Genomic DNA, 13,182 nt, shown 5'->3' with positions numbered 1-13,182 from the left:
ACCGCACAACCGGGTCGCTCGGCCAGGAATGAGCCTGGATCGCCGGGGTACGCTGACGCGCGTGCCGCCGTTGAATCTGGGCAATCAGCAGCCGAGAACCCCGTTGAACGCCGACCAGGCCTGGCGGATAACCGCCAGCCGGGCGGCCGGGACCGTGCTCTTCTTCGACTTCGACGGCACGCTCGCGCCCGTCGACGACGATCCGACCGCGGTACGCCCGGCACCCACGGCGTTGGCCGCGATCGAGGCGCTCGCCCCGATCGTGCAGCGGGTCGCGATCGTCTCCGCCCGACCCGTCGAGTTCCTCCGGGACCAGCTCGGCGGGCTCGCTGGCGTGGACCTCTACGGCCTCTACGGGCTGGAGCACAGCCACTCCGGCGGGGAGACCGTCACCGAACCGGCCGCGCTGCCCTGGGTGCCGACCATGGCGGAGCTGGCCGACCTGGCTCGGGCGGAGCTACCGCCCGGCACGCTGGTGGAGTACAAGCGGCTCTCCGTCGCGCTGCACTGGCGTACCGCGCCGCAGCTCGGCTCGACCGTGCAGCAGTGGGGGCAGGCGCAGGCCGACCGGCTGGGGTTGCGTTCGCAGGCGGGGCGGATGGTGCTGGAGCTCAAGCCGCCGGTCGACCGGGACAAGGGCATGGTGATCGGCGAGGCGATCAAGGGCGCCACCGGCGCCTGGTACTTCGGCGACGATGTCTCCGACATCAAGGCCTTCGCCGCGCTGCGCGCTCGTGCCGCCGCCGACCCGGACTTCCTGGGCGTCTGCGTGGCGGTGGCCAACCCGGAGACCGGCCACGAGGTGGCCAACGCCGCCGATCTGACCATCGAGTCACCGGCAGCCCTGGGCGATTTCCTCACCCGGGCGCTGACCCACCTGCCCTAATTCAACCTGCCCGAGCGGCGACCGAGGGCGTCGCCGCCGGGTCAGGCGCCGTAGCGGCGTTGCCGGGTGGCGTACGAGCGCAGCGCCCGCAGGAAGTCGATGTGCCGGAAATCCGGCCAGTTGAGTTCGCAGAAGTAGAACTCCGAGTGCGCGGACTGCCAGAGCATGAAGCCAGACAGCCGCTGCTCGCCACTGGTGCGGATGACCAGGTCGGGGTCGGGCTGGCCCCGGGTGTAGAGGTGCTCGGCGATGTGCTCGACGTCCAGCACCTCGGCCAACTCCTCGAGCGTGCCGCCGGAGGCGGCGTGCTCCAGCAGCAGCGACCGGACCGCGTCGGTGATCTCCCGGCGACCGCCGTAGCCCACCGCGATGTTCACCTCCGCGCCGCCGGTGCGCTCCCGGGTGCGCTCCTCGGCACCCTTGAGCGCCGCCGCGGTCTGCGCCGGCAGCAGGTCGAGCGCCCCGACGATGCGCAGCCGCCAGGGGTTGCCCTCCTCGGCCAGCTCCACCGCCAAGTCCTCAATGATCTTGAGGAGCGGGTCCAGCTCACTGGCCGGCCGGCGCAGGTTGTCGGTGGCCAGCAGGTAGAGGGTCACGTGCCCGACACCGGCCTGGTCACACCAGCCGAGGACATGCTTGATCTTCGCGGCGCCGACCCGGTGCCCGTCGTTGGGGTCGACGAAGCCCATCTCCCTGGCCCATCGGCGGTTACCGTCGCACATCACCCCGACGTGCCGGGGCACCGGCTTACCCGCGAGCTTCGCCGTGAGCCGGCGCTCGTACACGGAGTAGATAAGGTTCCGCAGCGTCATCACCTAGCAGCGTAGCGACCCTTCCGCCAGTTCACTGCCTCGGAGCCCCATCCCCGCCGCGCAGACCGATGCCGATCATTGCCAGCGTACGGGCGGTGAGGCGTCCGTCACCCAATCCCAGCTCGACCACGTCGTAGAACACCCGGTCGTCCCGACGGGCGGCCCGGACCGCCGCGTCCACCACCCGACGCCGCCGCGCCAACCAGGCCGCGACCGAGCTGTGCCGCAGGTGGGTGCCGAGGCGGCGGCGCAACCCGTGGGCGTAGCGGACGGCCGCGCCGTCGGGCGTCCGAGCCGCCGCCGAGCCAGCCAACGCACCGGAGAGCAGCGCGTAGAAGATCCCCTCCCCGGTGAACGGATTGATCAGTGACAGCGCGTCCCCGGCCAACAGCGTGCGCCCGAGCCCCGGCGTCGGCCGGTGGGTGGAGAGCGGCAGGTGATGGGCGCGCAGCCCGGTCACGGTCGCCAGGTCGGTGCCGGGCAGCAGCGCGGCCAGCCGATCCAGCAGGTACGCGCGGCTCAGCGGCTCACCACGCAGCACCTCCCCGTACCCGACGTTCGCCCGCCCGTCCCCGATCGGAAACGACCAGGCGTACGCCGGCCAGCGCGCCTTCGAGGTGACGATGAGCTGCTCGGACGGGCCGGGCAGAGCCGGGGCGTACCCGCGGATGGCCAGCGCGAGGTGCCGGTCGGGGTTCTGCGGGTGGCCGAGTGCCCGACGGACCACGGAGCCGGCACCGTCCGCACCGATCACCACCCGCCCGGACAACTGCCCGTCGAGCACCACCCGGTCGGCGCGCGGCTCGACCCGGCGCACGGTGTGTCGGCGCAGCTGCGCGCCGGCGGCCACGGCGGCCGCCACCAGCCGCGCGTCGAAGACCTCCCGGGGCACGGTGTACGCGGGCCGGGGCAGCGCCCGAGCCACCGCACCCCCACCCGGCGCGATCATGCGCAACGCCGGCAGCGGCGCGTAACCCGCCACTGCCTCGGTCACCCCCAGCTCGGCGAGCACGTCCACCGAGTGCGCGGCGATCCCGTCCCCGCACGCCTTGTCCCGGGGAAAGTCGGCCCGATCCAGCAGCAACACGCTCGCACCCGCCCGGCGCGCCGTCAGCGCGGCGGCCGCCCCGGCCGGCCCCGCTCCCACCACCACCACGTCGAACTCGTCGCCCACCGCGCGCCTCCCTCCGCCCGACGCGGCCGCTCGTGCGCCGCCCCGACGATCCACCTGCGCCGCCCCCGCCGACCGTTGTGACCGACGCCACCCGCCATCCTGCCCCCTGAGCGCCCGCGCAGACCGCACCCGCACGGCGCGAGATCCCCGATCGTCGTCGAAGCGCGCCGCCCTCGATGGGCCGACACATCTCTCCGGCACCTGTAGACCTGCCCCATATCCGGGGCATGGCGCCCAGGCGAGGGCGCAGGGCACGGGCACGGGCAAGAGCGCGGATACCGGACACGGACACGGCCACCGGGCGCAGACCCGGGCGCAGACCCGGGCGCAGACCCGGGCGCGGTCCATATCTGGGGCAGCTCTACAGGGTCCGACCACGTGATGCTGGATCCGAGCCGCGCGGCAGCCGTCGCGTCGGGCGCGGGAGCGAGTCGCTGTCAGGCCGGGACGGGGTCCTCGGCGCGGCCCGCGCGGCGTAGGCCGTAGAGGGCCAGCCCGGCGGCGGCGAGCAGCGGAGCGCCGTCGCGGACCAGGCCGTCCACGCCCAGCAGCCACCAGCACAGCGGCAGATCCACCACGAGTACGGCGACCGTGACGACGGCCAGCAGCCCGCGCGCCCAGTCCTTGCCGCGCATCAGGAACGCGGTGCAGAACAGCACCCCGTAGCTGGCCGTGATGCCCGCGCCGAACCAGAACAGCACGGCCGGCACCGCGGTCAGCCGACCGTCCAGAATCGAACCCCCGGCCACCAGGGCCGGCACCAGCATCAGCGGGCTGTAGGTGAAGGCCGCCACCCGGCTGGTCAACAACCAGGCGCTAGCCTGTGGTCGGCGGGGAGGGGTCTCCCGCCAGGAGATGCCGTCCCGGTCGATGACGAGGCGTGGACGGTGCCGGACCAGGTGCCCGGCTAACGCCGACGAACGGTAGAGCAGCCAGACCACCGCGGCACAGAGCGCCGTGAGGATCGCGAAACCGAGCAGGCCGGGCAGTGGCGGCACCCCCTGCCGGGGCACGATGAGCCGGCCGACCGCGAAGATCGTGGTGACCGCGAGGATCAGCCCGAACGGGCGAGCCACCGTCCGACCCCGCCGCACGTGCCCGATCAGCAGCAGGAAGCCGAACGAGCGCAGCATGGCCCAGCCGGTCCGTACGGCCAGCCCGAAGCCCTGCTCCGGGGCGTACCACCAATTGAGCAGCTCGACCACGACGGTGGCCGCCGCCGTCGTGGCCAGCAGGATGGTGAGCACCCGGACGGCGGACGGCCGCCGGACCTGGGTCTCGGCGGCCGTCCTCATGGGATCCGACAATGCCCGCAGGGGGCGGTCTTCACACCTAGCGCTGTGGCTGTGCGGCGTCGAGGCGGGCGCGCAGGGCGTCCAACTCGGCCCACAGCACGCCGGGCAGCTTGTCACCGAACTTCTCGAACCACTCGGTGATCATCGGCAGCTCGTTGCGCCACTCGTCCGGGTCGACCTTCAGTGCGATCCGGACGTCCTCCGGGGTCATGTCCAGGCCCTCGACGTCCAGGGCGTCCGACGCGGGAACCATGCCGACCGGCGTCTCCACCGCGTCGGCCGTGCCCTCGATCCGCTCGACGACCCACTTGAGCACCCGGGAGTTCTCCCCGAAGCCCGGCCAGAGGAACGAGCCGTCCGGGTCCTTCCGGAACCAGTTGACGTAGTAGATCTTCGGCAGCTTCGCCTCGTCGCCGTCGGCGCCCTTGCCCATCTCGATCCAGTGCCGGAAGTAGTCCCCGGCGTGGTAGCCGATGAACGGCAGCATCGCCATCGGGTCCCGTCGGACCACGCCGACAGCGCCGGACGCGGCCGCGGTGGTCTCCGAGGAGAGCGTGGCGCCCATGTAGACGCCGTGCACCCAGTCGCGGGCCTCGGTCACCAGCGGCACGGTATCCCTACGGCGACCGCCGAAGAGGATCGCGTCGATCGGTACGCCGTTGGGGTCGAAGTACTCGTCGGCGAGGATCGGGCACTGGGTGATCGGGGTGCAGAACCGGCTGTTCGCGTGGGAGGAGAGGCTGTCGCTCTCCGGCGTCCAGTCATTGCCCTTCCAGTCGATCAGGTGCGCCGGCGGCTCACCCATGCCCTCCCACCAGATGTCGCCATCGTCGGTGAGGCCGACGTTGGTGAAGATGGAGTTGCCCCGGTCCAGGGTGCGCATGGCGTTGGCGTTGGTCTTCCAGTCGGTGCCGGGCGCGACGCCGAACAGGCCGTACTCGGGGTTGACCGCGTAGAGGCGGCCGTCCGGGCCGAACCGCATCCAGGCGATGTCGTCGCCGATGGTCTCGACCTTCCAGCCGGGAATCGTCGGCTCCACCATGGCGAGGTTGGTCTTGCCGCAGGCCGACGGGAACGCGCCAGCGATGTGGTAGACCCGACCCTCCGGCGAGGTGATCTTGAGGATCAGCATGTGCTCGGCGAGCCAACCCTCGTCCCGGCCCATCACGCTGGCGATCCGCAGCGAGTAGCACTTCTTGCCGAGCAGCGAGTTGCCGCCGTAACCCGAGCCGTACGACCAGATCTCCCGGGTCTCCGGGAAGTGCGAGATGTACTTGGTGTCGTTGCAGGGCCAGGCGACATCCTGCTGGCCGGGGGCGAGCGGGGCGCCGATGGAGTGCAGCGCGTGCACGAAGTCCGCGTCGTCACCCATCGCCTCGAGGACGCGGGTGCCCATCCGCGTCATGATCCGCATCGAGGCGACCACGTACGGGCTGTCGGTGATCTCGACACCGAACATCGGGGACTCGGCCTCGACCGGACCCATGACGAACGGAATGACGTACATGGTGCGACCGCGCATCGAGCCCCGGTACAAATCCGTCATCGTCCGCTTCATCTCGGCCGGCGCCATCCAGTTGTTGGTGGGGCCGGCGTCCGCCTCGTCGACGGAACAGATGTAGGTGCGCTCCTCGACCCGGGCGACGTCCGTCGGGTCGGTCCGCGCGTAGAACGAGTTGGGCTTCTTCTCCGGGTTGAGCCGGACCAGCGTGCCGGCCTCAACCAGCTCATCGGTGAGGCGACGCCACTCCTCGTCGGATCCGTCCACCCAGACGACCCGATCGGGGGTGGTCAGTTCCGCGACCTCACGGACCCAGGCGAGCAGTTTCGGATGGGACGTCGGGGCCTGATCGATACCCCGCACAACAGCCGGAGCAACCATGACACATCTCCTTGTGGTCGACGCTGACCGATCTATGGGATGCACGAGTCTCAGCGGCGCGATGCGTCGCCTTCGTGGAAACCTGGGATTGGCCTCAGCGTAAACCGGGCAGCCTTCCGAGTCAGTGGGACAGGTTGTGAAGAACTGCACAAGCTACGGCTTCGCTGCGGCATCACGAGCTGATACCCGCTTTCCCGCGCAGTTTCACGCAAATTCTGTTGTGCGCTCCGGCGGACGCCTGTTGCGGTCGAGCCGTGGACCTGCCCCGCCGACCGGTGCGGGGATTCCCGTTCCGGAGCGCCTCAGTCCTCCCAATTGGCTACGCTCGGTGCAGCGGCCACGCACACGGCGCTGGGCTCTCTCGGGGAGAGCGCGCCCGCTTGCCGTTGCTACCCCGCTGACTGGGCGGCAGCCGGTAGGCTCCCCCCGTGGCCGCCACGATGACCGGGGAACAACCGGGTCCCCGGCAGACTCGACAGGGTCTCGTCGGCAGACTGCTTGACCGCTTCGGTCACCTCCTCCGCGAGATGAGCAAGTTCGCCACCGTCGGTGGTTTCGCCTTCCTCATCGACTTCGCGCTCTTCAACTATTTGACGAGTAAGCACGGCGTCGAGGAGCTGACGGCGAAGACGATCTCCACGGTGATCGCCGCGTCCGTCGCCTTCGTGGGCAACCGGTTCTGGACCTGGCGGCACCGTCAGCGCAACAACGCGGCCCGCGAATACGCGCTCTTCTTCTTCTTCAACGCGGTCGGCCTCGGCATCACGGTCGCCTGCCTCGCCCTCAGCCGCTACGGGCTCGGAGCCATCTGGCCGGCTGTGTTCCAGACGCGCCTGGCGGACAACCTCGCCAGCTACATCGTCGGCACCGGACTCGCCACGCTGTTCCGATTCTGGTCGTACCGGCGGTTCGTCTTCGTCGAAGCGGGAACCCCAACCCTTCCGCAGGTGAATCCCGACCGTGACCACCGGGCGTGACCTGCCGCCCACCTCGTTCGGCCGGTGATCGCCGGCCACACCGACTGTCTTAAGGTGTTTCGCATGCGTCTTGTCCGCCTGCTGCCTGAGCGCTGGCAGAAGTTCATCCACGAGGCGCTCAAGTTCGGCATCGTCGGCGGCATCAACACCGTCATCAATTACGCGGTGTTCAATGCCCTTGCACTGACCGTTTTCGTCAATGGTCAGTTGAAGGCAACCGTGATCGCGACCATCGTCGCCACGATCACGTCGTACCTCATGAATCGGCACTGGACGTACAGTGATCGCCCGAAATCGGCGCTTCGCCGGGAATACCTGCTGTTTTTCCTTTTCAACGGCGCCGGCTTGCTCATTGAGTTGGGTGCCGTGGCGGCGGCCAAATACGGCCTCGGCGTGCACGGCCTGCTGGCGCTGAATCTGGCCAAGACCGTCGGTGTCCTGCTGGCCACGCTGTTCCGGTTCTGGTCCTACCGGACATTCGTCTTCCAACCCGTCGCACCGGCCGAGGACGAGGCCGCGCAGCCCGAACCCACCTGGCACAGCATTCCCCGCGACGAGTGGGACACCATGGCGGAGATGGACCCGGTCGCCGAGTTGGCGGAATCCGTGTCCGAGCTGGAGGAGTCGGAGTCCACCCAACGTCCCGACTCGCCACCCGGCGCACCCATCCAGGGCCGACCCACGCGACTGAGCGTCAGCCCCGCCGCCGACCTGGACGCGGAACTCGCCGCGGAGTTGCACGTCAGTACCCGCCGCGCGCCCCGCCGGTGACGGCCCCCGACACCCGGTCCGGCACGGGGCGACCGGCCGAGCTGTTCTTCGAGGATCTTGTCCCGGGGCTCACCGTCGACCTCGGCGTGGTCACCGTGGACGGCGACGAGATGGTCGCCTTCGCCCGCCGCTTCGACCCGCAGTGGTACCACGTCGACCCCGACCTGGCCGCAGCAAGCCGGCACGGCGGAGTGATCGCCAGCGGCTTCTACACGGTCAGCCTGTTCATGCGCGCGTACGTCGACCATCTGCTGTCCCGCGCGGCCGCGGACGCGTCCCCCGGCCTGGAGGAGCTGCGTTGGCTCGCCCCCGTGCGGGCCGGCGACCGACTCGCGGTCCGGGTCGACGTGATGGGCGCCCGACCGTCGACCGCCCGCCCCGGGCTCGGCACCGTGAGCCTCACCGGCACCATGCTCCGCCTCGGCCCGGACGACCGGCCCGAGCAGGAGGTGCTGCGCACCCGTTTCCGCGGCTGGTTCGCCGTACGCCCGACCGAAGCCGACGCCACCGACGCCGACCCCACCGACGCCGACGCCGACGCCGACGCCGACGCCACCAAAGCTGGTCCGGCCGAAGGTGACCAGCCCGAGGCTGAGCGGCCCGCAAGCGCCCCGCCCAGCGCTCAACCACACGACTGACCCGCCCCCGCAGGTGCGGCAGGGGCGGGTCCGCAGCGGCCTGGATCAGGCCGTGGTGTCGCGCAGCGGCTTGCCGTCCTGCATGTCGGCGAGCATGTCGCGCATTTCCCCATCGCCCAGCGAGTGCTTGTCGTGCTGTGCCTCGACCAGCTCGTACAGGGTGGTCTGCACCTTGCCGACGTTCGGCACGTCGGCGAGCACCGACTGACCGCGCTCACCGGCCGACTCGATGGTGAGCGTCCCGCAGCCGAGCAGGCGCTCGAGGAACCGCTGGTTCATCGAGTGGTCGTTGACCCGGGTGAGCGGAAGGTCCCGCCGGTCCCGGGAGAAGACACCCTGCTGGAGCAGCACTCGCTCGTTGGTGAACAGGTAGTGCGTGGTACGCCAGACCAGGAACGGCCACAGGCCCAGCCAGAGCACCGCGATCAGGGCGATCGCCCCGATCACGGCCAACGCGATCGAACCACCACCGCTCTCGGGCAACAGCAGCACACCGACCACCACCGCGGCGATGGCCAGCACTAGCACCACGATCGGCCGGATCAGTGCCTTCCAGTGTGGGTGCAGGTGCAGCACGACGTGCTCGTCCTCGGTGAGCACGTCTTCAGGAAACGCCACGGGAACCTCCAACGCCATTTTCTCGACGCGCAGACGGTAAACCCCCCAAGCCCCACCACAACATCCGCCACGCGGCCCGACCCGCTCTTGTGATCTTGGGTCAGCGAAGGTGGAGGACGTCCCCGGCGGCCAGGGTCCGGTCCCCCGTCGCGGTGGCGAGCAGCAGCTGGCCGTCCGGGTCGACGCCGGTGGCGGTGCCGGTCAGCGACTCGCCGTTGGGGAGCAGGACGCGCACCTCGCGGCCGATCGTCGCGCAGGCCGCCAGGTAGGCCTCCCGCAGGCCGCTGGCCACCGCGTCGCCGCCCGCCGAGCGCCAGCGGTCGTACCAGTCGGCGACCGCCCGCAGCAGCGCCCGCAGCAGCGGGTCCCGATCGGTGGCCACCGCGCCGGACAGCTGGAGCGAGGTGGCCGGCAGCCCGGTCGGATTCACCGGCAGCTCGTCGGCGCGCAGCGTCACGTTGAGCCCGATGCCCAGCACGATGGCCGGCGGTTGGTCCGGCGAGCGTCCCGGCACCGCCTCGGCCAGCACGCCCGCGCATTTCGCGTCGCCGATCAGCAGGTCGTTCGGCCATTTGAGGGTGGCGTCCAACTCGGCCAGCCGGGCCACCGCCTCGACCAGCGCCACGCCGGCGAGCAACGGCAGCCAGCCGTACCCCGGGGGTGTCGCCGGCAGCCAGCCGCGGTCCGGCACGGCCTCGCCGGGCCGCAGCAGCACGCTGGTCGCGATGCCGGCCCGCGCCGGCGACTGCCAGACCCGACCGCGCCGGCCACGCCCCGCGGTCTGCCGCTCGGCGACCACGACCAGGCCCTCCGGCTCGTCGACCCGGGCCGCCTCGGCCACGTCGGCGTTGGTGGAGCCGGTCTCGGCCAGCAACTCCAACCGGGCCCACGGCCCGTTCGGCGCGACCAACGCGCGGCGCAGCCGGGCCGCCGACAGCGGCGGCCGGTCCAGATCGGTGTACGGGGAGCCCGACATTCCGCCAGCCTACGGCGGTGCTCCGGTCGACACTGAGGCGTACTGCACAGCGGCACCCACCTGAACCATCGTTATATTCCCTGGGTGACTACCGAGACCGGGACCAACATCCACAGCACCGCGGGCAAGCTGGCGGACCTGGAGCGCCGGGTCGACGAGGCGGTGCACGCCGGGTCGGCCCGCGCCGTCGAAAAGCAGCACGCGCGCGGCAAGAAGACCGCCCGCGAGCGGATCGAGATGCTGCTCGACGAGGGCTCCTTCGTCGAACTCGACGAGCTGGCCCGGCACCGGTCCACGGCCTTCGGGCTGGAGCGCAACCGCCCGTACGGCGACGGTGTGGTCACCGGCTACGGCACGGTGGACGGCCGGCAGGTGTGCGTCTTCGCGCAGGACTTCACGGTCTTCGGTGGCTCGTTGGGTGAGGTCTTCGGCGAGAAGATCGTCAAGGTGATGGACCTGGCCATGAAGATCGGCTGCCCGGTGGTCGGCATCAACGACTCCGGCGGCGCGCGCATCCAGGAGGGTGTCGTCTCGCTCGGCCTGTACGGCGAGATCTTCTTCCGCAACGTGCGGGCCTCCGGCGTCATCCCGCAGATCTCGCTGGTGATGGGGCCCTGTGCCGGCGGCGCGGTCTACTCCCCGGCCGTCACCGACTTCACCGTGATGGTCGACCAGACCTCGCACATGTTCATCACCGGCCCGGACGTGATCAAGACGGTGACCGGCGAGGACGTCGGCATGGAGGAGCTGGGCGGCGCGCGTACGCACAACTCCCGCAGCGGCAACGCGCACTACCTCGCCACCGACGAGGAGGACGCGGTCGACTACGTCAAGGCGCTGCTGTCGTACCTGCCGTCGAACAACCTCGACGAGCCGGTCGTCGTCGAGGCCCCCGCCGAGCTGGCGATCAGCGACGAGGACCGGGAGTTGGACACCCTCATCCCGGACTCGGCCAACCAGCCGTACGACATGCACACGGTCATCGAGCACGTCCTCGACGACGGGGAGTTCCTGGAGGTCCAGCCGCTCTACGCGCAGAACATCGTGGTCGGCTACGGCCGGGTCGAGGGGCGGCCGGTCGGCGTGGTCGCCAACCAGCCGATGCACTTCGCCGGCACCCTGGACATCGCCGCCTCGGAGAAGGCCGCCCGGTTCGTGCGCACCTGCGATGCGTTCAACATCCCGGTGCTGACCTTTGTGGACGTGCCCGGCTTCCTGCCCGGCACCGGCCAGGAGTGGGACGGCATCATCCGCCGGGGCGCCAAGCTCATCTACGCGTACGCCGAGGCGACCGTCCCCAAGGTCACTGTGATCACCCGCAAGGCGTACGGCGGGGCGTACGACGTGATGGGCTCCAAGCACCTCGGCGCGGACCTGAACTTCGCCTGGCCGACCGCGCAGATCGCGGTGATGGGCGCGCAGGGCGCGGTGAACATCCTCTACCGCTCGGAGCTGGCCGGTGCCGAGGACCCGGCCGCGGTCCGGGCCGAGAAGATCGCCGAGTACGAGGACACCCTGGCCAACCCGTACGTGGCGGCCGAGCGCGGGTACATCGACTCGGTGATCCCCCCGCATGAGACGCGCACCCAGATCGTCCGGGCGCTGCGCATCCTGCGTACCAAGCGGGAGACCCTGCCGCCGAAGAAGCACGGCAACATCCCGCTGTGAGCGCGCTCGGGGTCTCTTGATCCGCGCAACATCAGGGATAGCGCTGCCTGCGGAGGCGTGGAGGCAGCAACAACCCTGATGCTGCGCGGATCTTCGCCGCGGACGCGTCAGCAGGCCGGGTTGGCGGCGGCGCACATCCGCCTCGCGGCGACAGCCGCCAGGCGGGGCAGTTCCTGTTCGGTGCCGCCCTGTCCCAGACTGAGCACGGTGACCAGGTCGCCCACCCGGACCACGGCCGTACTGGTCGGGCGGGGTGCGTTGCCGATGGGCTTGCCGGTCTTCTGGTCAACGGGCTGCGAACTAGTGTGTCGCAGCAGGGCGGCCCCGTCGCCGGCGAAGCCCCGCTGGACCACCGCCCAGCGGTGCGTCGCCGCCCCGGTGCCCGTTGCGCCCCCCAGCGCGTAGCCGCCGACGCTGGTCCACTCGGCGCACGGGGCGACCAGGTCGTCCAGCGTCGCGAGAAGCTGGACGGCCGCGTCCGGAGTCAGCCGGAAGAGATCCTGCGTGACCAGACCATCCGACTCGCTGAGGATCGCCGGAGCGCGCTTCGGCACCAGGGTCTGCGAACGGGAAAGGATCGACATCTGCCAGCCATCCGAGCGCCCCTGACTCGTCCGGCAGACGCCGAGCATGTGATCCAGCAGGACCGGCTCGCCCAGCCCGGATTGGCTGAGCTGCACATCGACCTGCTGCGGCAGGTCGGCCGGCTGCAACAGGGCGTCAAGGGTGATCTCGTGCCGGGCCGGCGAGGCCGAGGGCGCGGCGGCCGGCCGGGCCGGCGACGGGGACTCCCCCGGGTCGGCGACCGCCACGGCGGAAACTCCGGCGAGGGCCAGCACGACGGTGGCCACCACAATCCTGCGCTGGCTGCGGCGACGAGCCCGGGAGCGAATCTCCTCCGGGCCGAGCCAGCGCACGTCCCGCAGGTCGCGCTGGATCTGGTCGACGAACGTCGGGTCATCACGCATCGGTAGCCTCCTCCAGGTCAGAGACGGCGAGCAGGCCGGCGAGCGCGGCGCGCCCCCGGGAGAGGCGGGCCTTGACCGTGCCCACCGGGGCCGCGGTCTCCCGCGCGACCTCGGCGACCGGCATGCCCATCAGGTAGTAGAGGGCGATGGCGACGCGTTGCTCCTCGGGCAGTCGGCGCAGAGCGGCGACCACCGCGACGGTGTCGGTGCCCGGCCCGGGAACGGTCTCGGTGGCCCCGTGTCGCAGGTAGGCGCGGGCCCGGCTACGCAGGCTGCGCCACCGGCTGACCGCGATCCGGCTGGCCACCACCCGTACCCACGCCTCCGGGTCGTCGTAGGCGCTGACCGTCGACCAGCGCTGCCACGCCCGGATGTACGCCTCCTGCACGGCGTCCTGCGCCTCGCCCCGATCGCCGGTGAGGGCGTAGACGAACCCGAGCAGCCGTTGCCGGCTGCCCCGGTAGAACTCGTCGAACCCGTCGACGTCCGGCACCCGCTACCTCCCCGTGTCGGTCGC

At 70.9% G+C, this 13,182-nt stretch carries 13 protein-coding genes; 5 read left to right on the top strand and 8 right to left on the bottom strand.

Annotation, left to right across the window (positions count from 1 at the left end; translation table 11 throughout):
* Positions 1–61 precede the first annotated feature (61 nt).
* Positions 62–886 (top strand): trehalose-phosphatase, encoded by an 825-nt coding sequence (otsB, locus tag ACIBF8_RS01615; RefSeq protein ID WP_396780385.1) that lies wholly within the window; start codon positions 62–64, stop codon positions 884–886.
* A gap of 41 nt (positions 887–927) precedes the next feature.
* On the opposite strand, the gene ACIBF8_RS01610 is transcribed toward otsB, so the two are convergent.
* The 4 genes from ACIBF8_RS01610 to ACIBF8_RS01595 all read right to left on the bottom strand — a co-directional run bounded on the left by ACIBF8_RS01610 (position 928) and on the right by ACIBF8_RS01595 (position 6,049).
* Complete coding sequence (locus ACIBF8_RS01610) at positions 928–1,698, bottom strand: isoprenyl transferase (protein ID WP_363609882.1); 771 nt, start codon at positions 1,696–1,698, stop codon at positions 928–930.
* Positions 1,699–1,729: 31 nt separating this feature from the next.
* Complete coding sequence (locus ACIBF8_RS01605) at positions 1,730–2,926, bottom strand: NAD(P)/FAD-dependent oxidoreductase (RefSeq protein ID WP_396780384.1); 1,197 nt, start codon at positions 2,924–2,926, stop codon at positions 1,730–1,732.
* 383 nt (positions 2,927–3,309) lie between these two features.
* Complete coding sequence (locus tag ACIBF8_RS01600) at positions 3,310–4,167, bottom strand: hypothetical protein (RefSeq protein WP_396780383.1); 858 nt, start codon at positions 4,165–4,167, stop codon at positions 3,310–3,312.
* A gap of 37 nt (positions 4,168–4,204) precedes the next feature.
* The gene (locus ACIBF8_RS01595) at positions 4,205–6,049 is read right to left on the bottom strand and encodes a phosphoenolpyruvate carboxykinase (GTP) (protein WP_396780382.1); all 1,845 of its coding nucleotides are present in this window, start codon (positions 6,047–6,049) and stop codon (positions 4,205–4,207) included.
* A 440-nt stretch (positions 6,050–6,489) separates the two neighbouring features.
* Between ACIBF8_RS01595 and ACIBF8_RS01590 the strand changes: the two genes are divergently transcribed.
* The 3 genes from ACIBF8_RS01590 to ACIBF8_RS01580 all read left to right on the top strand — a co-directional run bounded on the left by ACIBF8_RS01590 (position 6,490) and on the right by ACIBF8_RS01580 (position 8,435).
* Positions 6,490–7,026: a GtrA family protein gene (locus ACIBF8_RS01590; RefSeq protein ID WP_396780698.1), complete on the top strand. Its 537-nt coding sequence runs from the start codon at positions 6,490–6,492 to the stop codon at positions 7,024–7,026.
* Positions 7,027–7,089: 63 nt separating this feature from the next.
* Positions 7,090–7,797, top strand: a complete 708-nt coding sequence (locus tag ACIBF8_RS01585) for a GtrA family protein (RefSeq protein WP_396780381.1) — start codon at positions 7,090–7,092, stop codon at positions 7,795–7,797.
* Positions 7,794–8,435: a MaoC/PaaZ C-terminal domain-containing protein gene (locus tag ACIBF8_RS01580; protein WP_396780380.1), complete on the top strand. Its 642-nt coding sequence runs from the start codon at positions 7,794–7,796 to the stop codon at positions 8,433–8,435. Before ACIBF8_RS01585 ends, ACIBF8_RS01580 begins: the two co-directional genes overlap by 4 nt.
* 45 nt (positions 8,436–8,480) lie before the next feature.
* On the opposite strand, the gene ACIBF8_RS01575 is transcribed toward ACIBF8_RS01580, so the two are convergent.
* Positions 8,481–9,053 carry a PH domain-containing protein gene (locus ACIBF8_RS01575; protein ID WP_396780379.1) on the bottom strand — a complete coding sequence of 191 codons (573 nt, stop codon included), beginning with the start codon at positions 9,051–9,053 and terminating at the stop codon, positions 8,481–8,483.
* 100 nt (positions 9,054–9,153) lie between these two features.
* Positions 9,154–10,029: a biotin--[acetyl-CoA-carboxylase] ligase gene (locus ACIBF8_RS01570; protein ID WP_396780378.1), complete on the bottom strand. Its 876-nt coding sequence runs from the start codon at positions 10,027–10,029 to the stop codon at positions 9,154–9,156.
* Between the two features lie 84 nt (positions 10,030–10,113).
* On the opposite strand from ACIBF8_RS01570, the gene ACIBF8_RS01565 reads away from it, so the two are divergent.
* Complete coding sequence (locus ACIBF8_RS01565) at positions 10,114–11,697, top strand: acyl-CoA carboxylase subunit beta (RefSeq protein WP_396780377.1); 1,584 nt, start codon at positions 10,114–10,116, stop codon at positions 11,695–11,697.
* Between the two features lie 107 nt (positions 11,698–11,804).
* On the opposite strand, the gene ACIBF8_RS01560 is transcribed toward ACIBF8_RS01565, so the two are convergent.
* Entirely contained in the window at positions 11,805–12,665 is an 861-nt protein-coding gene (locus ACIBF8_RS01560; RefSeq protein WP_396780376.1) for a hypothetical protein, read from the bottom strand.
* Positions 12,658–13,158, bottom strand: coding sequence for a SigE family RNA polymerase sigma factor (locus tag ACIBF8_RS01555; RefSeq protein WP_396780375.1), 501 nt, complete (start codon positions 13,156–13,158; stop codon positions 12,658–12,660). The genes ACIBF8_RS01560 and ACIBF8_RS01555 overlap by 8 nt, the downstream gene beginning before the upstream one ends.
* Positions 13,159–13,182 lie beyond the last annotated feature (24 nt).

Origin of the sequence: Micromonospora sp. NPDC050276, from assembly GCF_044459545.1 — a bacterium.
Taxonomy (GTDB): domain Bacteria; phylum Actinomycetota; class Actinomycetes; order Mycobacteriales; family Micromonosporaceae; genus Micromonospora.
This window is presented reverse-complemented; position numbering and strand designations above follow the sequence as displayed.